The 17,934-nt window shown below is 60.8% G+C and carries 27 protein-coding genes; all 27 read right to left on the bottom strand.

The genetic code is table 11. The annotated features are described in order from the left end of the window. Positions 1-13: 13 nt before the first annotated feature. The 27 genes from VWY60_RS03080 to VWY60_RS02950 all read right to left on the bottom strand — a co-directional run bounded on the left by VWY60_RS03080 (position 14) and on the right by VWY60_RS02950 (position 17,891). Positions 14-142, bottom strand: coding sequence for a GpE family phage tail protein (locus VWY60_RS03080; RefSeq protein ID WP_260079512.1), 129 nt, complete (start codon positions 140-142; stop codon positions 14-16). A gap of 26 nt (positions 143-168) precedes the next feature. Continuing rightward, entirely contained in the window at positions 169-489 is a 321-nt protein-coding gene (locus tag VWY60_RS03075) for a phage tail assembly protein (protein ID WP_260079511.1), read from the bottom strand. 84 nt (positions 490-573) lie between these two features. Further along, entirely contained in the window at positions 574-1,074 is a 501-nt protein-coding gene (locus tag VWY60_RS03070) for a phage major tail tube protein (protein ID WP_260079510.1), read from the bottom strand. A gap of 12 nt (positions 1,075-1,086) precedes the next feature. After that, the gene (locus tag VWY60_RS03065) at positions 1,087-2,268 is read right to left on the bottom strand and encodes a phage tail sheath C-terminal domain-containing protein (RefSeq protein WP_416538860.1); all 1,182 of its coding nucleotides are present in this window, start codon (positions 2,266-2,268) and stop codon (positions 1,087-1,089) included. Between the two features lie 42 nt (positions 2,269-2,310). Beyond that, positions 2,311-2,793, bottom strand: a complete 483-nt coding sequence (locus VWY60_RS03060; protein WP_416538859.1) for a hypothetical protein — start codon at positions 2,791-2,793, stop codon at positions 2,311-2,313. Between the two features lie 10 nt (positions 2,794-2,803). Then, a complete protein-coding gene (locus tag VWY60_RS03055) occupies positions 2,804-3,697 on the bottom strand; it encodes a hypothetical protein (RefSeq protein WP_416538858.1) in 894 nt (297 codons plus the stop codon). Then, on the bottom strand, positions 3,694-4,020 hold the full coding sequence (locus tag VWY60_RS03050) for a hypothetical protein (RefSeq protein ID WP_416539796.1): 327 nt from the start codon (positions 4,018-4,020) through the stop codon (positions 3,694-3,696). Before VWY60_RS03050 ends, VWY60_RS03055 begins: the two co-directional genes overlap by 4 nt. A 4-nt stretch (positions 4,021-4,024) precedes the next feature. Then, on the bottom strand, positions 4,025-4,639 hold the full coding sequence (locus VWY60_RS03045; protein ID WP_416539795.1) for a phage tail protein: 615 nt from the start codon (positions 4,637-4,639) through the stop codon (positions 4,025-4,027). Further along, complete coding sequence (locus VWY60_RS03040) at positions 4,639-5,343, bottom strand: phage tail protein I (RefSeq protein WP_416539794.1); 705 nt, start codon at positions 5,341-5,343, stop codon at positions 4,639-4,641. Before VWY60_RS03040 ends, VWY60_RS03045 begins: the two co-directional genes overlap by 1 nt. Beyond that, positions 5,336-6,343 carry a baseplate assembly protein gene (locus VWY60_RS03035; protein ID WP_416539793.1) on the bottom strand — a complete coding sequence of 336 codons (1,008 nt, stop codon included), beginning with the start codon at positions 6,341-6,343 and terminating at the stop codon, positions 5,336-5,338. Before VWY60_RS03035 ends, VWY60_RS03040 begins: the two co-directional genes overlap by 8 nt. Next, positions 6,340-6,672, bottom strand: a complete 333-nt coding sequence (locus tag VWY60_RS03030) for a GPW/gp25 family protein (RefSeq protein ID WP_244918460.1) — start codon at positions 6,670-6,672, stop codon at positions 6,340-6,342. The genes VWY60_RS03035 and VWY60_RS03030 overlap by 4 nt, the downstream gene beginning before the upstream one ends. Positions 6,673-6,677: 5 nt before the next feature. After that, positions 6,678-6,863 carry a hypothetical protein gene (locus tag VWY60_RS03025; protein ID WP_416538853.1) on the bottom strand — a complete coding sequence of 62 codons (186 nt, stop codon included), beginning with the start codon at positions 6,861-6,863 and terminating at the stop codon, positions 6,678-6,680. Between the two features lies 1 nt (position 6,864). Further along, on the bottom strand, positions 6,865-7,155 hold the full coding sequence (locus VWY60_RS03020; protein WP_416539792.1) for a PAAR domain-containing protein: 291 nt from the start codon (positions 7,153-7,155) through the stop codon (positions 6,865-6,867). After that, on the bottom strand, positions 7,155-7,553 hold the full coding sequence (locus tag VWY60_RS03015) for a phage baseplate assembly protein V (protein ID WP_416538851.1): 399 nt from the start codon (positions 7,551-7,553) through the stop codon (positions 7,155-7,157). Before VWY60_RS03015 ends, VWY60_RS03020 begins: the two co-directional genes overlap by 1 nt. Continuing rightward, entirely contained in the window at positions 7,546-8,103 is a 558-nt protein-coding gene (locus VWY60_RS03010) for a hypothetical protein (protein WP_416539791.1), read from the bottom strand. The genes VWY60_RS03015 and VWY60_RS03010 overlap by 8 nt, the downstream gene beginning before the upstream one ends. Further along, positions 8,100-8,546 (bottom strand): phage virion morphogenesis protein, encoded by a 447-nt coding sequence (locus tag VWY60_RS03005; RefSeq protein ID WP_416539790.1) that lies wholly within the window; start codon positions 8,544-8,546, stop codon positions 8,100-8,102. The genes VWY60_RS03010 and VWY60_RS03005 overlap by 4 nt, the downstream gene beginning before the upstream one ends. 3 nt (positions 8,547-8,549) lie before the next feature. Further along, positions 8,550-8,993, bottom strand: coding sequence for a gp436 family protein (locus VWY60_RS03000; RefSeq protein WP_260083097.1), 444 nt, complete (start codon positions 8,991-8,993; stop codon positions 8,550-8,552). Between the two features lie 96 nt (positions 8,994-9,089). Continuing rightward, positions 9,090-9,479, bottom strand: a complete 390-nt coding sequence (locus VWY60_RS02995) for an HI1506-related protein (RefSeq protein ID WP_260112269.1) — start codon at positions 9,477-9,479, stop codon at positions 9,090-9,092. A 14-nt stretch (positions 9,480-9,493) separates the two neighbouring features. Next, entirely contained in the window at positions 9,494-10,408 is a 915-nt protein-coding gene (locus VWY60_RS02990; protein WP_416539789.1) for a Mu-like prophage major head subunit gpT family protein, read from the bottom strand. A gap of 2 nt (positions 10,409-10,410) precedes the next feature. Then, positions 10,411-11,394, bottom strand: a complete 984-nt coding sequence (locus VWY60_RS02985; protein ID WP_416539788.1) for a phage protease — start codon at positions 11,392-11,394, stop codon at positions 10,411-10,413. A 337-nt stretch (positions 11,395-11,731) separates the two neighbouring features. Beyond that, positions 11,732-12,940, bottom strand: a complete 1,209-nt coding sequence (locus VWY60_RS02980; protein WP_416539787.1) for a phage minor head protein — start codon at positions 12,938-12,940, stop codon at positions 11,732-11,734. Then, complete coding sequence (locus VWY60_RS02975) at positions 12,933-14,504, bottom strand: DUF935 domain-containing protein (RefSeq protein ID WP_416539786.1); 1,572 nt, start codon at positions 14,502-14,504, stop codon at positions 12,933-12,935. The genes VWY60_RS02980 and VWY60_RS02975 overlap by 8 nt, the downstream gene beginning before the upstream one ends. Beyond that, positions 14,504-15,862, bottom strand: coding sequence for a terminase large subunit domain-containing protein (locus VWY60_RS02970; RefSeq protein ID WP_416539785.1), 1,359 nt, complete (start codon positions 15,860-15,862; stop codon positions 14,504-14,506). Before VWY60_RS02970 ends, VWY60_RS02975 begins: the two co-directional genes overlap by 1 nt. Before the next feature lie 279 nt (positions 15,863-16,141). Further along, complete coding sequence (locus tag VWY60_RS02965) at positions 16,142-16,678, bottom strand: phage protein Gp27 family protein (RefSeq protein ID WP_416539784.1); 537 nt, start codon at positions 16,676-16,678, stop codon at positions 16,142-16,144. A gap of 2 nt (positions 16,679-16,680) precedes the next feature. Beyond that, positions 16,681-16,980 carry a hypothetical protein gene (locus VWY60_RS02960; protein ID WP_040170660.1) on the bottom strand — a complete coding sequence of 100 codons (300 nt, stop codon included), beginning with the start codon at positions 16,978-16,980 and terminating at the stop codon, positions 16,681-16,683. A 6-nt stretch (positions 16,981-16,986) separates the two neighbouring features. Next, positions 16,987-17,325: a DUF2730 family protein gene (locus tag VWY60_RS02955; RefSeq protein ID WP_036766944.1), complete on the bottom strand. Its 339-nt coding sequence runs from the start codon at positions 17,323-17,325 to the stop codon at positions 16,987-16,989. Beyond that, entirely contained in the window at positions 17,322-17,891 is a 570-nt protein-coding gene (locus VWY60_RS02950) for a holin family protein (protein WP_416539783.1), read from the bottom strand. Before VWY60_RS02950 ends, VWY60_RS02955 begins: the two co-directional genes overlap by 4 nt. Between the last annotated feature and the right edge of the window lie 43 nt (positions 17,892-17,934).

Below are 17,934 nucleotides of genomic sequence, written 5' to 3'. Positions count from 1 at the left end.
CTCCAATATCAGCCTATTTCTGCGCGCCGTTCTGGGCCTCGGATCGCTCGCGCGCTTTTTCCCGCCACATGGCCAGCTCCTCGATGCTCATGCTGTCCATCACATCGGGGGGCCAGTGGAACACGAGGGCGATATCCGCCATCGCGTCCTCTACAAATTCGGGCAGTTTTAGGGGGTCGCCTCCAGTTCCAGAAGCTGCCCCTCCAACTGCTCTTTCTTCGCGAAAAAAAGCAGGGTTTTCGTCGCCAGTTCGGTGAAGTCCTCCGGTGCTAACTCAGAGGACAATTGCAGAGGGGACAGCGGCGGCTGGGTAATGCGGGGCAGCAATTTGAACATGGCGTCCACTTCCATCCGCAGGATATCCACCATCGACAAGCCGCGCAGCTCCCCTGGCGAGGGGCGGCGCAGGGTGATTTCGGTGACCTTCTCGCCGTCGATGGTAACGGGCGAGGACAGGGTGACAGCGTTTAGTTTTTGGGTCTGGCTCATGGGTCAGGCTTTCAAAAAAGGTGAGGGCGAGGGCAGGGCGGATGAGCCGCCCTGCGGGGTGTTCAAGGTGTTTCAAATGCTGCTTTAAAGGCCCATTGAGGCGCGAAGGGCCGCCAATTGATCAACGCCACCGATGACGCGCTTGCCCGCGCGCACGTCGATCTCGAACAGTTCTTCGCCATCGTGCAACATGCGGAAATAGTCAGCTTCAAGCGTGAGCTTCATTGGTACGTCAGAACCGGGCTTAAGGTCGGCAAAGTTGGTGACGGCGAACAGACCGCCAACGGTGGCGACATAGGTGTCAGAGGAAAAGTCATCTTCGCCCATCGCGCCGGGGCGCAGTGTCAGCCGCTTGCGAGTGCCAAACATCTTGATCAGCTCCGGCGGCCATTCCGCCAGCGTCAGCTCACAGCGCAAGGCCTCCATGCCCATGTCCTGGGCAACTGTGCCGTCCATGCCGGAACCGCGATGATTGGCAAGCTGGAGTTTCAGTTCCGGCAGCTTGCCTTCGGTGACGCGCCCGCAATAGCTGCGCCCGTCCACGAACGCGCCGAAATTGCGGATTGTGCGGGGGTATTGGATCATTGTTCAGCCTCCTTATGCTGCCTGTTTCACACCGGAAACAAGGTCGTCGTAATAGGCGCCATTGCGGTGGCCCCGGAAAATCAGGTGTTCCAGCGGGGCGGGCGGTTCCAGGTCATAGTCCAGATACAGCTTGCCTGCTTTCAGGGTGGCCTCGGTGTTCAGTTCCGCGTCCATCCAGCAGTTGAAACCCAAGAGGGCACCGCGCTGAACCAAGCCCCGGCCAAAGGCCAGAACGCCATCGCGAATATCCATGATGAGCTGCGCCGACATAGGACGATCCATGGCCCAATCATGGGCTTCGGCGATGCTCTGGGCCACGATATCGGCGGTCCGTACAACCGACAGGAACGCCCACTGTGCATCTGCCGAGGTTGTGCGGTTACCCCAGAGGCGGAACCCATTGTTGCGGATGATCGTGGCGACTTCCGCCTCGTTCATCCGGTTGGCTTCGGTAGCCGCCGAGTTGATGTGGAAACCGACCGGGCGGGCGGTGCCATTGATGCCGCGCACGATCTTGTTTGACGGGGAATGCCAATAGCCGTTTACAACGTCATTCTTGGCGATCAACCCGGCAACATAGCCGGAGGCTGGGCGGGTCACATTGCTGGCGCTGTCGGTGTCAAACGCGGTCACCGCTGGGTCGATGATGAACAGACGGTCGGATCCGTAATTCTGCCGATCCAACTTCCCGTCTTCTTCGGTGGTGTTGGGGCCGTCCTTCAGCACCACGGCGCGGGTCTTTTCCGCCAGGGTAATGAGATTGGACACAACCGGATTGACGCCCTCACCGGGCAGGCCAGAGGTAAAGCCGGGCGCCGCCGTGATCCGGGGGGTCATGTCCAAAACACTGCGCGCGTGTTCCAGGGCAAAAACCCCGGTTCCAGTGGTCGGATCGCCAACCACATTGGCCTTGGTTGCAGCCGCGTTTTCCCCCTCTGGTGCGGCCACCACGACCACCTCGGTTGCGCCGTTCTGATAGGCAGCCAGATAGGCATCGCGCAGGGTGCCGCCGACGCCCAGCTCATTGGCGTGGCGGGGGCCTTTCAGGTGAACCGGCTTGTTACGGGGAAAGCCGAGGGGCGCATCGGGCGCGGTGCCGACAAGCCCGATTACCGAGCTTTTGGCCGAGCGGATCGGGCGGAGGCCGTCGTCAATGCGAACGACTTCGACCCCGTGAAGAAACATTTCAGGCATTGTGAGCCTCCTTTGGTTGGGTTCGGGAAAATGGGCCATGTGTCAGCTCTCGACGGGCCAGGCGGCCAGCATGGCGGCCTTGTGTTCGGCGGTGGCGTAGCCTTCGGCGATCAGGCCGTCCAAGAAGATGCCGACGACAGCGTGTTCGCGGCGGATGCTCTGGGGCACATCGGTTTCCCATTTCATCCAAAGCAACCGCATGGCCGGGCTTGGATCCTCGCGCATGGCCAGCTCGCCCGCGTCATCCATGCCGGTGATGTGCCGGAACAGGGTCATGGCTTCCAGCTTGGTCAGGGGGCGGTAGACCGGATCGCGGGGCGGCAGCGGTTCGACCGTCCAGCTGCCATCCTGCCAGTCCAGCCGCTCGGTGGCCGGATCATAGGCGGGTTTTGCCGGGGCCAGCGCATATCCCGCAGCCGTCAGATCCGCTTCGGCATAGGGGGCAGTCCGCCAGCGGCCATTGGGCAGGCGCAGTTTTTGAGGAAGAGACGCGGGACGCGCGCCATTCAGCGTGTATTGGCTCACAATGGCCTCCTTAATATTGCTCGGTGAGGTAGCCCCGGTTCTCAACCAGCCAGAGCGTTCGGTCAGGGGCATAGGCGAATTGTTCGCTGCTGGAGTTATGCGGATCCGGGCGCTGCCCCTGATAGGTCAGCGTGTCCAAATCGCCATTGGTGCCATATCTCAGGGTCTGAACCCCGTAACCAAGACCGACGTCTGACGAATTGAAACAGCACAGCTCATCGTCCGCTGGCATAAAAATTCCGGCACCGCCGTTGTTCTTTATCTCGCTGGGCACAAGCACGCTTTGATCGGGGGTCGCGGTGTCAATGCCGGAGAAATCCCAGGGCGTGGCGGCGTTCCACTTGTCGAGATAGCTGACGTAATCCGGTGATCCGGTCTCTTGGCGAAAACGCAGCAAGTAGCTGCCGTCGCGGGCAAAACAGGCATAACTGCTGGCATGTGAAATCGGATTTCCCACGGACCAGTCCAACACCATCGTATTGACGTCCCAAGGGGTGGTCAGCCGGTAAACGCTGATCGCGGAGGCAGATCCGAAAAATGCAAAATGAGATCCATCAGCAGCGGCCACCATCATTCGGTTTCCGGGCGAGACTTGCCCATGGCTCACAACCGAATTGGCAGGATCCGAAAGATCCTCCCAATTTCGGATATCATAGACGATGAGGGCACCGCCGGTATCCTCCGATGACACGATCAATTTGCCGCCTCCGGAGGCGTCTGGGACGACACAGATGCCCTTCAGGATGCTGAGGCTTGGGCTACCAACAATGCCCGAAAGAGACAGCTGTCGCCGAAAGAGGCCGGTCGCCGCACCTATGCTACCGCCGCCCCCAGCTTTACCTGCGCTGCCCAGCGACAGCAGTGGGCTGCTCAGCGCGCCGTCATGTCCGACGACGCGTCTCATGCGGGCACCGGGCGATCATGGTAGCTGACCCAGACATCAAGCGCTGCATCGTCGCTGGCAACAAAGCGCAGCACGTCACCGGCCAAGAGTGTGCCGGGGCCGACCATACTGGCGCGGGCGTCGCCCTCGGTGATGGTCTGGGCGGGCGTCACCTTGTAGGTCTCGCCGCCTGCGTCGATTTCGCAGGTCAGGATAACGCCGGATGCCGCGTCATTGCTGGTCTGGATGGTGGCAATATGGCGGGTGTGATCCGCCGGGACCGGTGGCATGGCGACACCGGCTTGCGTGACATGCGCCAGAAAACGGTTTGGGATGATGCTCATGGGTTCAGGCTCCTGCGATCATGGCGAGGTGTTCGGTGTCGGACAGGGCGTCAGAGCGCGGCACCCATTGAGCGCTACCGTCTGGGGCGCCTTGCAGCATCGCCCCCGGTTGCGGCGCATCGTCGGGCAACAAGCGTGGGTCCAGCGCGTCCAGGTCTTGTTTGGTGGCGAGGGTCAGCAGTTCATTGATCTGGGCCGTGACATTCTGGGCCTGGCCAATCACGGTGATCAGATCAAAGGTCTGTTCAATGACGGTTGCGCCGCCTTCAGCGGGCATGAAATCCGGCGTATCGGCGGCATGGGTGTAGCCATAAAGCTGTTCATCACCTGTCGCCGGATCGCGGGCAAACACGCCCAGCTCGCGGATATAGAACCCATCGGCCAGCCCTTGGTTGGTGACAAAGGCGCGGATGCGCGATGTACCATCGCCCAGAACCTCCATTGACTGGATGCCAAGCGACAGCCGTTCATTGACCAGGGCATTCAGTGGCTTGATCTCTGCCGGTTCTGCGCCGTCGCCCAGGGCAACGCGGGTGAACTCCAGGGGCTGGCCGATCTGGGCCTTGGCTTGCAGGTTGTCGCCTGCGGCGGTGGTGACTGTGCCGGAAAAATTCGCCATCAGATTGACCTCGGTTGAATGGTGGTTTTGGCGGTGATGTGGGCGGCTGTGCCGCGCATGAGCCGGGCAGGTGCGACGGCAATGCTGGGCCGTGCCGGGCGGATCTCGGTGCGCTTGACCTGGTGCATTGCGGCACCGATGGTCCGGCGGGTCGGCGCGACCTTCACGTCAAAACGGATACCGACACGCAGATGCGTCCCGCTGTGCAAGGCGGTAGCTTTGTAGAACGTCGTCACAGCGGATCGGGTGACGCGGATTGCGCTCAGGCGTGACCGCACGGGTTTCACGCTCTCAACAACACGGATCAGCTCCGCATAGCTGGTGGCTTGCAGCCCCTGATCGGGGGCAAGGGACAGCGCGAAGGCATGGGGCGCAAGGCGCGTGTCATTGCGCGGCTCAGCAATGCTGATTTGACCGACGATACCCTTCAAAACGCGACGCAGTGCCGTGACCGTGCCCTTGCGACGGTGAACCTCGAGCGCGGCCTTGATCACCCGGCGTTTGGTCGTCTCATCCCAGGACGGTTCCCAGACATCCACGGAAAACGCCCAGGCCAACCAGCCCAGTAAATCGGCGGGGCAGCTATCAGGGTTCATCAGCGTGGCAACGGGTGACAGATCCGGGCGTGTGCTTTGGATCAGCCGTTCCAAGGACCGCTCCAGCGATGTGCTGTTTGGTGGCAGGATGGACGGTTGATCAGACATGCTGCCCCCCAACGGTCAGGGCCACGCCTTCGGGCGCGCAATAGGCCGCTTGCCAGTCTCCGACCTCGATGTCGGCGGCAGGGTTGATGAGATTTACACGCTGCACACCTTCGACAAACAGCGCGGCATAGATTGCGCCGCGTGTGACGTCGTGGCCAAGCCGGTGACTGCGGTTGATATAGTCGGCCAGTGAGGATTGCGCGGTGTCCAAAACCAAGGCGCGATCGGGGCCGTCCTTCAGGGTCAATTCCGCGGTGATCTCATAGGGTAGAATACCGGCGCTGCGCGGGCGTGGGTTGTCGGTGATCGGTCGGACGTCTTCGGCGTTCACAGAGGTTTCAACGGCGCTTAAAACCTCGTTTGAAGCGCTGCCGTCACCGGTTTGGCTCAAGACAGTAATGGCCACGTCACCCGGCATCGGGTCCACCAGACCGGCATCATCCAGAACGCCAAGCACCAGGGCACCGGCGGGCAACTGCGCGGCCAGCTCGGGCGTGATTTGCAAACGCGTAAAGGCGGGCGCTGCCACGTCCACGTCTTTGATGCCGCCCGCTGCTGACAGTGCCCAGTAGATGTAGGAGCCGCGCGGCCCGGCGGTGCTGCGACCTTCCATGGATAGTTGGATGCGGTGGCGGAATGCGTCGTCGCTTTCCTTCAGCTCAGGGATCGGTGGAATGGGGCTGTCGTCGGCCTCTTGAATGGTCAGGCGTTCAACGCCCCAGAACACACCGAGGTGATCCAGTGTTGCACCGGTGGAAAGCGCCAGCAGCAGGCCGCGCGCATCGTCGTTAAACTCCAAACGATCCAGCAGGCGGTAGTAGGCAAAGACGCGGATCAGTTTTGTGACCGGCTCGCTTTCAAGCTGAAGGAATGGCGCCAGCTCCGGCTCCAGGCGGACCGCCTCTGCCTTCATATCGGCAAACAATGTGTCAAAGCCGACCGAGCGCAGGATTTCCGGCGCGGGAAGCTTGCTGTGGTCGATGGCGGTAAAGCCGCTCATTGGCTGGCCTCCGGTGACAGATCCACGGGCAAGGGCAACAGGTTGCCGTCGGGGTCGCTCAATTCCAGAACCGCATAGCCGGGGCGCGCCTCGGTGACCTGCACCCGCGCAAGCGTGATGCGCGGCTCCCAGAGAGCCAGCGCCTCGGCGGTGGCCTGGTAGACGTCAATGAGGGTGTCCCCGTTCAAGGGCTGGTCGATGATAAAGGGCAGGTCTGAGCCATAGTCCCGCAGCATCACCGTTGACCCCTTTGGGGTGGTCAGGATGTCGTGGATCGACTGGGCAAGATGCCCGTCGCCCTGCAACGCCCGCCCGCTATGTCGGTTCATACCGGTCACGACTTGGCGCGCTCCGGCTTGCCCGCGCCTGATTTGGCAGCGGGTTTCGGGGCCTCATCCGCCAGGGCAACATTCTCATATTGCGCCTGGGCTGCGGTCAGTTGCAAAGGCGCGCCTTTGGGGCGCCATTCGCCGGCCGTCCAGCCTGCGGCGGTGGTCACATAGTCCAGTTTCAATGGCATCTTAGCCTCCTACAATCACGGTTCCGGCGCCGGTCGCGATGGATGAGCCGCAGCCCACCGCATCGCCAACGCGGGCCAAGGGTTTGCCGTTTACAAAAACGGTGGATGAGCCTGTTGCCTGGCTTGCGCCGTGGCAAAGGGGTTCGGGGTTGCAGTGGGTTGCCCAGCTATCGCCTTGGCGCAGGGCGGCGAGGCCCTCGATGTCCACATTCGGGCTGCCGCCAGTGGCGGGCCGGGGTGGATAATCGGCATGGCCGGTGCAGGTGTCGGTTTTGCGGGCTGCTTTTGGCATTAGTTGATCCTGACTTTGGCGCCTTGCAGGAACAGCTCACCAACCGCTTTGATGGTGATATTGCCACCAGCAGCTTCGATGTATGAGCCGCCCTCAAAGCTGAGGCGGAATGTGTCTGGCGCCCCGTGGGGCGGGTTCTTTCCTGTGGGCAGGGCGCCCAGAATGACAGCCTGGGCCAGATCACCGAATGGGGCGGCCAGCATCACCCATTCGCCGGTCTGCAAGGGCCACCACGAATGGTTGCTCGCGGCGCGCTGTGCCATCCAGGGGATCAGGTCGGTCTCAATGTCACCGCATTGGACGCGCGCCCGGCCTGAGGCCGCATCAACCGCAATGACCTTTCCAGTCATCAGCAAGTTTTCAATGCGGCGGTCTGCTTCTGCGAGTTGTTCACTCATCGTCAGAGCCTCCAACGTGTTCGTAGTCATCGGCATGATCCGCGCCGACCTTGGGCGCGATGCCGACATGCAGCTCCACACCCAAAGATCGGGGCGCAGGCTGGAAAAAGCTGATGGGCTGAAGCCAGGTGACCGCCCAAAGGGAAACGGCTTTTGATTTCACCTTGGTCGATATCAACGTGTGCATCGCCGTGGTCCGGGCGGGGCCGATGCCGTCCAGGCCCCAAGTCTGTTCGGGGATCGTGGCCAGCAGCGTCTGGCAGATTTGGGCGGCCAAAAGGTCCCGTCTGGTGCCGAGGCCATCACGGGTGACCACATATGCGGCCATCAACAGCAGAAAGGTTGCCGGTGCCCCTGCATAGGTTTGGTCCTGCTTTGCGCCGAGACACGAAACCTTCACCGCAGGCGCGGGAATGCCTTCGCGTTTCAGGTCATCAAGGGTGTATTTGCCCTCATGCGGCGCACACTCGCGAAGATCCGGCAACAGGGCGTTGAACCGGGTGCAGATGTGGGCGGGCAGTTCAGCCATAACGTTGTTCGGATCGCTCATTGCAACAGATCCTCCAGCGTCACGGTGACGAGGTCGTACAGATCCAGCTCGTCCTCATCAGAGACGCCAAGATAGGGCCGGGCCGGAATGCCGCTGTCGATTTCATCACCGCCGATCTGGTGGTGGGCGGCATAGACAAGATTGGAGCCGACCTGGACCTCGCTCTCGCTGGCATAGCTGGCGATGCTGTCCCGCAAATCTCCCTCATCGACCAGCAGCGAATGCACGTCATGGTCGCGGGTTTCGTCATAGCTTTCTGACCAGGGCGCCCAACGGTCGCCGTCGGGGGCTACGGCAGTGTCAAACCGGCGCCGGGTAGAGCTTTCCAGAACCGCCCCGGCATCATCTGCCAGTTCAGCCATGCGAAAGCCCTCAAGGCGGCGGACCTTGGCAATGGCTTCGGTCAAGCCCGAGGATGTGAGAGTTGCAGCAACACCGGCCATGGATCAAAGCCCCCGCATTTTATCACGGGTGAACTCGCGTTCCGGGCCGACCGTAACCACCGGGCGGGGGCGGGCGGGGGCGACAGGATCGTCTCCGTCGCCTGATTGCGGCGCGCCTGTGTTTAATGTGGCGGTGCCGCGCGCGATGTCCTTCAGGTGTTTCTGGGCGTCCTCGTAGCGGGTGCGGTGTTCGTCCGACAGCACGTCGCTGGACAGCGCGAGCCGGTAAAGAGCGATATCCACGCTGAACTGAACCAAGAGGCCGGGCACGGTCTCCAGCGGCAAGCTGAACCGGACGCCCAGATAGCTGTCGATCTCATCACCCGCTGTTTGCAAGGCGCGGGCAATGGCTGCCTCGTCGGGTACGCCGTCGCCGTCACGATCCGCCACATAGAGCGCGTCCTGCGAATAGAGCGTCACGATATCTGTCTGAGTGGCGTAGGCCATCAGGTCACCTTTGGTTACTGGTCTTGGATAAGTCGTCGGGGCAAGAGGCTCCCCGATGCAGCACCCCGTGGCCGCGTCGGATCATCGCCCCCCGGTTTAAGCCGGTGCAGTGGCGGCTGGGGTTTCAAACCCGCCACTGGTGAGAGCATCCCAGGCCGCGTTGCGCTCGGCGGTGGTGATCTTGCCCAGGTCATCGCCCAGAAGGTCGAACAGGGCGTCGATTTTCGGCTTGCCGTCCTTCTGGAAATCCTCGGGGCTGAGGCTTTTGATGGCCTCGCGGATCTGGGCGTCGCGCGCTGCTGCGTCTGAAGCCGGGTCAGCCTCGGCCAATGCCACCCGCAGGTTTGGCTCTGCCTTCAGGCGGCGCCATTGATCGGCGTCGAAATCCTCGGCGTTGACCGGGATGCCAGCGTTGGGAAAGAACGTGCCGCAGCGGCAAAAACCCTCTTTTGGTACGCCTGAAATTGTATAGTTCTTGGATGTCATAGCGCGGCCCTCCTTTAAGGCAGCCAGGGGTTCACCAGAACCTTGACCTCGTTGTAGTTGGGGTTGGATGCGCCACCGTCGCCGAGCATCATCTTGACGACCTTGTTGGCCTTGGAGCGGTTGGACCGGCCCACCATGATGTGTGAGGGCATCAGGCCCAATTCGCGCCCGCCGTCGCCGGTCACGCCCATCATGGCCTCAAAGGCGGCATCAAAATTGTCGCCGTTCAGTTCGGCCTTGGACATATGGGCCATTTGCCAGAAGCCATAGCCAGCCGCCCAATATGCGTCGGCGCCATAGAGGTACTGGTTGCGCATGAACACATGGTCGCTGGTCTTGGGGTCTTCCTTGCCAATGAGGCTGACCTTTTCGCGCTCTTGGAAAATGAACGGGCGCAGGACGGAATTCAGATCCAGCATATACCAGGGCGACCCGGCGCCATCGGTCATGTTGGAAATGGTTGTAACCGCGCCGGTGCCGTCATGCCCGGCATAAACCGGGTGGTCAGTGTCAAAGAAATACTGACCGTCATAGCAAGTCTGGCTTGCTCCGTTGATGATCAGATCGCGGACCATCTGGTCGGGCTTGCGGGCGGCGGCTTCACCGAGGCGGCGGAAACGAGGACCGTAGGTGCCCAGCTTGTCGTTCTTGATGTCCTTGGCTTTGACGCCGATGGTTGTCTCGAACTCTTGGTTGATGATCTGGTAGCCATGCGACTTGATATCTTTGACCACCCGGTCGCCGATCCATTCGCGCATTTCCGGTGCATCGCCCAACCAGTCGTAGGTCTCGCGATCATCATTGGAATTCACGATGGTGCAGACGTCCTTGTAAAAGGACTGATTGGCCATCGCCTCATAGCCATCATTGAAGTTCTTTTTGGCGCCTGTCCAAAGTGCTGTCAGCACCGCTGGGGTAATTGCAGCCATGATCAGCTCTCCTCGGTTTCAGCTTGCGCCGCGTGGAAGTCTTCAGCGGTGAGGCCCATCTGGCGGCAGATTGCCAGCTCGTCGGCCGACAGCGCCTTGTTTTTGGCGGTGGGGGTCTTGTCGCGCAGCTCGCTGTCTGCGGCGATGACGGGGCTGGCATCGACCAGTTGCTGGAATTTCTCCAGCCCGCCCTCGGAGCGGCAGGCCGCCACATGGTACTCGCGGCTGCTTGGCGCAATTTTACCCGCCTCAATGGCGGCGCCGACGGCGGTGTTGATCGCCTCGTCCTGGCGTTCTTTCTCAGCGGTTTCAAAGGCACTGATCTTGTTCATCGCCAGATCGTAATCGGCGCGCGGGATGAATTTGCCGCTGTCAGGGTTTTCGGCCCGATTGCGGGCGGTTGCCTCATCCGTTTTCATTTTGTTGATCGCCGTCACCACATCCAGATCGGACGCGTTTTCCGGCAGGCCGAGGGCCTCAAGGATCGCCTTGTTCATCGGCAGTACCTCATCAGCGCCACCCTGATGGTCTTCAGTGTTCAGGGCGGCTAGTTCCAGGTTGGGTTGGTTGGTCAGGCCCGCCGAAATCATCTTGCTGATTTCCTTGGCCGCCTTGGTGAAGGTGAAAACGGGGCTCACATAGCGGTATCCTTTCGACGCGATGGAATTGCGGCCTGCGTCATTCCATTCAACGCGCCCCCAGATCGCCCCGTTGCGCGCTTCCAGTTCCTTGATCCAGCCGACCGCAGGGGCGGCATCGCCCTTTGCGCCCTTCACTTGGGTGGCATGTTCAAAATCAACGGGGAGGTCAGCACGGTTGCGCGCAAATTCAGCGACAACCGCGTCGGGATTGGTCAGCCGCCATTGGCGCCCGTCACGGCCCGTCAGGTGCGGGCCGGTTGGCGTGAGCTGGATCCAATCGGGAACGCTGTCGCCTTCGGCGTTCAGCGCTAGCGCAATGGTGGTTATGGAGGTGGCCTGTGTCATGAGGCCACAATGCCCCGCCGCGCCGCGCTACTCAGGCCTGGCAGGTGTCGGGGGCAAAATCGAGGGTCAGAAAGAGGTTGCCGAAAGAGGGGGCTTAGACGGGCGAAACGGCTGATCTCGCATGATGCCGCCCGAAAACCCGTTCCACCCCTTTCTACCCCCTTTAACCCCCCTTTAAAAACGATCCTCGCAGCATGAGGTCGGGGCGATCAGCGGCTCGCAGGCACTATTCGGGCCAGTATTGAAAATTTCATACCTGATTGCTATCTTTGTGATGCGCGTGAGCCTAGGGAAGCCGGTCTTGAGCCGCGAGGGAATTTCCGCCCCTCCACGCGCGTCACTCCCTCACTATGGTTACGTTTTTTCCGCGCAGCAGCTTTGCCCATTTGGCGGGTGTGCTGCGATGGAATGTACTTAGGAAGATCTCATCCCCGGCCACAGTGCGCTTTAGAACCAGCCGCCAGCGCTTGGCGCCTTGTCCTTCAAAGATCAGGCTTTCGGTTCCGGTGCCTGATACCTCATGAGCCACGGCGCCGGTTTCCAGCAGCTCCGCAACGCGTCTGAACTGGTCGGCGGTGGCCTCACCATGTTTTTGCCGGGTCTTCTCGGCTGTGTAATCGGAGAACTGCACCACGCGGGTTTTGGCGCCGATCCGGTCTGCCAGCTCCTGCGGCAGCATGGCGACAGGGGCCGATCCGGTGGCCGAACCGTCATGGATGCGGCGCACACGCCAGCTTGTTGCCGTATCGCGGGCGGCGGCGTGGGCGATGGCCGGATCTGCGGCGTTCAGTTTGTCTTGCAGGAACTCGGCCATGCGGCGTTGGCGGTAGAGGCCGGGATTGCTTTCCCATCCGGGGTCGATGCCAACCGGGATTTCCTTCAGCTCGCCGGTACGCGGATTGAACACCTCGCGGCTGGGGGTGTCGGGGTTTTCACTGATGCCGATTTCTTCAGCTTCGCGGCGGGTGATCTGGCGAACATGGCATTTGCAACCAAAGCCATTGGGCGGATACCAAACCTGCCAAGCCGGATCATCGACCGGCAGCACCATGCCGCTTCGGGCCGCGTGGCTGGGCCGGTGGCGAACGCTGGGGCCGAGCAGATAGACCAGATAGGGCAGGGCGCGCTTGCTGCGCTGGATGCGTTGCCATTGGCCGGCCGCGCGGGCCGAGCGCATATTGGCGCGATAGATGGTCTTGAGACGGCGAGGCGATCCAAGGCGCACTTTCTTTACGTCACCAGTAAGCGGATCCACCTGTTCCTCGACGCCCCACCAGCCCATCCGACGCAGGCGTGGGATCAAAGTCGTCTGGAATTCTTCAAAGGGAATGCCCTTCTCCAGCGCCGCTTGCAGCTCGTCGCGGATGGTTTGCAGGACATCGACCTGCATGGCCTTGGCCACGGTGAAGGCGACGGCGTGTTCCTCAGGCTCAACATCGCGAAAGCTGAAGCTGGGGCGCATGGCCTTGTTGCGGAAAAAATCCGCCACCTCAGGTGGCGCGCCGGGATTGAAGCTGTAGCCGGGCCGGTCGCGAAACTCAGCCATCGCTGATGTCTCCCAGGGCGCGGGATTTCACGGCGGATTTAACCAGGCTGTCCAAGAGCAGGCGGGTGTCCATTTTGGGGAACGCATCTGCCAGTGTCGCAAGCGCATCCTCATAGGAGGTGGCGGTTTCCAGAAGTTCCAGAACCGGGGCAACAACTGGTCCCATGATCGCCTCCCAATCTTCTGCCAGTTCGGCCTCCAAGTCGTCCAGCGGCGCGTAGGGATTGCTTGCGGCTGTTGAGGTTTCAGACCGGTTGGTGGCGGTTTCTGTGGGCGGCGCTGACGGCCTTGCATCTGCGGCGTTGGATTTCGCCCGTGATGGCGTCAGGATCTCGTCGCCCGCATCGGGTTCAGAATAGCCAAGCTTACCGCGCACCTCGGACTGGCGCACCCGAATGCCTCGATCCACCATCTCAGCGGTGTGACGCAGGATCATGTCCACGTCTTCTATCTCATCAATCGTGATCACCAGGCGTGGATATCGCTTCTGGACCCCAAAATGCAGATCTACATAGGGCTTCACCAGATCACGGTTCAGAGTGGTGGTGACAGATTTGGCATCGGCCTTGGCAACGTCGTGGCGGACGTCATTATGCACCTCGGCCTGGGCCATGGAGGAGCCATTGTCTGAGGTCATGGTCTGGCCGAGCACGGCCTTTGATGTCTGTTCATCGACCCAGCGTGCAAGGCTTTCAAACACCTCGGCGCTGGCGCTGCCGCTCATGGCCTGCACAAATTCAATTTTCATGGCCTCGGGGATAACCGCCGCTGCGTCGGTGCCGATATTGGCAACAGCTTGAAAGAGCACCTCGACGTCGTCGGGCGTGGCACTTGGCCCATATTTCCCAACACGCAAGGGCAGACCGTAGGTTTCTGCAAAGGCCATCCAGTCTTTCACCGTATAGGCTTTGCACATCCAGCCAAAGGATACGAGCCGGGCCAGACCGCCCCGGATCGGCAAACCGGACTTCAGTTTGGCTTGGTGGGAAATCCACTTGAACGGCTCCAGCTCGACGCCGTCGATCATATCCCGCTCGTCCAACATTCGGATCTTACGACCTGTTTCGCGGTCTACAGTGAAGAACCTCGGGTCGTGATGTAAGAACTCTTTGACCCACCATTCTGTCTTGCTCCGGTCCCAGATAATTTCCGTTTGGGAGAATCCCTTTCCGAGCGCGTCCAGCATATCCTCAATCAGGTCGGAAAACCCGTCATGCTCTGCAATGTTTTCGCGAACGGCGTCGGCTATTTTTTCGTCTTGAGCGTCACCGGAGGCCGGAGTGACAACGGGATCAACCCCTGAAATCGCGCGCTTTCGGATGCCCAGGACCGAACCATAGTGCTGGTCTCGCTCCTCCATTTCTTCAGCCAGAACAAGATAGTCCTGAATATTGCCCTCATTGGCCGCCAGCAGGATCCGCGACAGGCGCTGCGGTGTCAGACCAAGTGCAACAGAGGGTGCCCATGCGTTGCGGATGGATGTGATTCCCGGTTCGGGCACCCGCTGCGTCAGGCTCTGGAGTTTGATCGGGCGCCCATAGGCATCAAGCAAGCGGGGTGTCATCACCAAATTCCTTTTCTGGCATTAAAACCTGCGGTCAGGTTGATGAGCCGTTTTGTGTGTTTGTCGCCGCCTGGTGCGACAGGGCGATAGACCAGCGGCTGGTATTCGGTTTCTGCTGCTTCGCAGGCCAGGGCTGCTGCCCAGAAGCGGTCGGCGTGGCCGTCGGTGTCGGTGTCCGCGACAAGGCGCCGGATGCCCGTGGGGCCGGTCACAGATTTGATGGCATGAAGATCCGCGCGCAGCTTGGGGTCGCCTTCGGGGATCAACATTGAGCGATCCTGAAAACGGTCTTTCATGCCAGTGGCCAGATCCAGCTTAACCGGCGCGCTGAACAACACGCCGAGAACAAGGTCCTCGCCGTGATTGCGCTTGGCATCTTCCACCGGCTTTTCGCCCATGCCGGTCTGATCCATGCAGCAGCGCGCCACCCGGTAGCGGCGGAACACATCTGCTAAAAGCTGGTCCTGCCGCGCGAAGCTGATACGGCGCTCGGCAACAACTTCGCGGGTGATCAACTGACCTTCGACCAGTTCCATCACCCAGATCACAAAGAGGTCGTTTCGTGCCGCGATATCCACGCCGACGTAGCAAAGCCCGCCACGATAGAGCGCAGGGTGACCGGCCCGCACATCTTCGCAGGATGAAATCAGATCGTAGTCCAGCCAGGCCGAGGCCGCGTCCAGCCATTTCAGCTCAAATTCCTGTGCCCAGGCGTCTTCGTCGGACATACCGGCGCGCAATTCGTCGATATCAACGTCCAGCCCCTGTTTGACCGCCTCGTAGATATCGACGTGGTGTTTGGAAAACCCATTGTTGAGCGTGGTCATCAGCTCATGGAACTTGTTGCCCTTGCCATTGGGGGTGCTGATCACCCGGATTTTATGGCCACCGCGCGCGGCGACTGGAAAAGCCGATCCCCAGATCCGGCGGCTGTCGGCGTGAAAGGCAAACTCGTCAAACAGCATGTTGCCGCCAAAGCCACGGGCGGCGTCAGGTGAGGCGGAAATCGCTGTGACGCGTGAACCACCCGGAAATCGGACTTCCTGCGCCTTGTAGGTTGCCGCCTCAACATCAATCAGATGGGTTGCGCCGTTCTGGACGACCTCGCGTTTGTGGGCCGGGACGTGGAAATCTTCCTCGGAAAACTCTGGCCGACCCTTGCGCGCCAAGGTGGAGAGGGCCGCGTAATAGCCCTCAGTCATGGGTTTTACGGCGTCTTCAATAGCCTCTTTGGCGGTTGCCTCTGATCGTGACAGGATCGTCCAACGCGTTTTGCGCCCTTCAATCTCGGCATCAACGCAGTCGCCTACGATTTCGCCGCCTGAGCCGAACGTCTTGCCGCCCCGCCTGGTAAACATGCCAATCTTGAAACGGGATGTGTCGGCGATCCACGCCTTTTGGTAGGGTAGGAAGTCAATGACCGGCCCAACGCTAACCGCCATTTTTGGCCTCGGGCGCCTCGCGCATTGCAATCAGGTAGGGCTGTTCTTTGTACCACGCGATTGTGCAGCGCATTCCAAGGTGGACGAACCTCTGGCGGCGTCCAAAGAGCAGAGCAGCTATTGAGGGCCACAGAGGCCCCTTGCGCCAGTTGTAGTCACCGACCAGGACAACAGTTCCAATTGCCATATCGCTCATCAGACAAACCCCATGATTTCGCGGGCCTTCTGCGCGGCCTCTTTTTCCACGTCGCCGGCTTCCACCGCCTCATCCAGTTTGCGCGCCATTGCGTCGCGTTCGGCCTTGGCGATTTCATCACGCAGCGAGGTGCTGCGGATTAGATTGTTGAGGGCCGTGGTCAGATCCTTCAGCCCGCGCGGATCGGGAAGCTGATCGGGATTGGCCATCGCCATCTGCAACCGCCATTGAATCGTTGTGAGCTGCTGGAACAGAGCCGAGGTGACATCGACCTCATCTTGCAGGCTGGCCTCTTCAAGAAAGGCGCGGATCTCGTCCTGGGCCTGTTCCTGCATCTTGGCGTAGTCGCGAAACTCCTGCCCGTAGGCGTGAACGGCAGACTTGCCGATCCGCATCTCCAGCCCGGCGTCTTCAAGGCGAAAATTCAGCGCCTCGGTGACATCCTCATAGGCAGAGAAACCGCGCGCCTTCAGCTCATCTTGCAGCCAGTGGCGCATCTCGCTTGGCAGTAGGTCGATCTTGCGGGGTGGGGGCATGATTACGGCCCAGGCCGGGGGCGTTGGACGCCTGAATGGCGCGCTTTGCCTTCGGCGACCTCAACACCGCGACTGGTCGCAGTGGCAATGCGGAATAGCCCGTTGTCAGTGACACTGGCCAAGCCCTGTTCGCTCAGCCAGTCCAGCTCCCCCATGACCTGGTCGCGGGTGGTAGCTACGCCGTAGCTATTGCAGACGTCCACGAGGATGGATGCGTTGGACGTATATTCCGGGCTGTCTGACAGGAATTTTAGAATTGTCAGGCGACGGTGTTTGGACAGGGTGTCTTGGTATGCGCTCATGGTCTCTTAGGTCCCGATTAGATGGTCTTCGTGTCGGCTGACGATGGTTTCAAGTCGGGCCATAATCTTGGCGTTGCCGTCCATCACAGCGCGGATTTCAGCCAGCGATCCTGTCTGTTTGACCAGCTCCAATTGCAGGGCGTGAATGTCGCCCGTGCCGGGGAGGATCTGCACCGTCTGCTCAAGTGCCGCGATACGGTTTTCGTGGCGGTCCATCCGCTTGGACCCTTCCTTGAACCGTTCGTCGGTGTCTTTCTGACGGGTGGCGAAGAACGTGTAGATGATGGCGCAGACCGAAATTCCGAGATTGGTCAGCTTTAGAATGGTCTCAAGATCCAGGGTCACCGTTTCTGCCCCGCTTCCCACCAGTCGATCACGGCTTGATTTTCCCCTTTCGGCTGCGCCTTAGCGATGTCATCGCCCGCCACGCCGCCCTCAGCGGCGCCGGGCGTGTCATGTCGTAGAGCGTCGATTGCGCTGATGTTTTCCAGAACCTGCGGCAACAACGCGGTGCCCTGGTTCAGCGACTGGCGGAACTGCTGCGACTTCACCTGAAACCGCCCGCCGAAATAGAACGCGACGATTGTTCCTGCCAGCCACCAGAGCGGATCTGGCACCAGGGCAAGCCCCTGCATCCGGGCAGCAAACCAAAGAGGGTCGAACATGGCCGAGGCAAAGAGGGCAAAAGTGGCGATCACCATCAGAGGGCGCGGCAGGCGGTTCATGCCATCCATAAACCGATCAAAACGCCCAAGGGCGGGTCGGTTGAACTCGGCGCCATGTTGGGACAGCGCGGATTGCACGTAAGCGGCGTCGCGCTGTGCGCTCGCCTCAGCATTGGGGCGAAATACGCCTGCTGTTTCAGCGATCACATTGCGACCACCGCCAAAGAGCCATTTCAAAAACTGCATATCTTGCCTCCTGAGTCGCAGCCAAACCGATGCGTAAACTGCG

The sequence above is a fragment of the Phaeobacter sp. JH20_26 genome (genome assembly GCF_048056275.1).
Taxonomy (GTDB): domain Bacteria; phylum Pseudomonadota; class Alphaproteobacteria; order Rhodobacterales; family Rhodobacteraceae; genus Phaeobacter; species Phaeobacter bryozoorum.
This window is presented reverse-complemented; position numbering and strand designations above follow the sequence as displayed.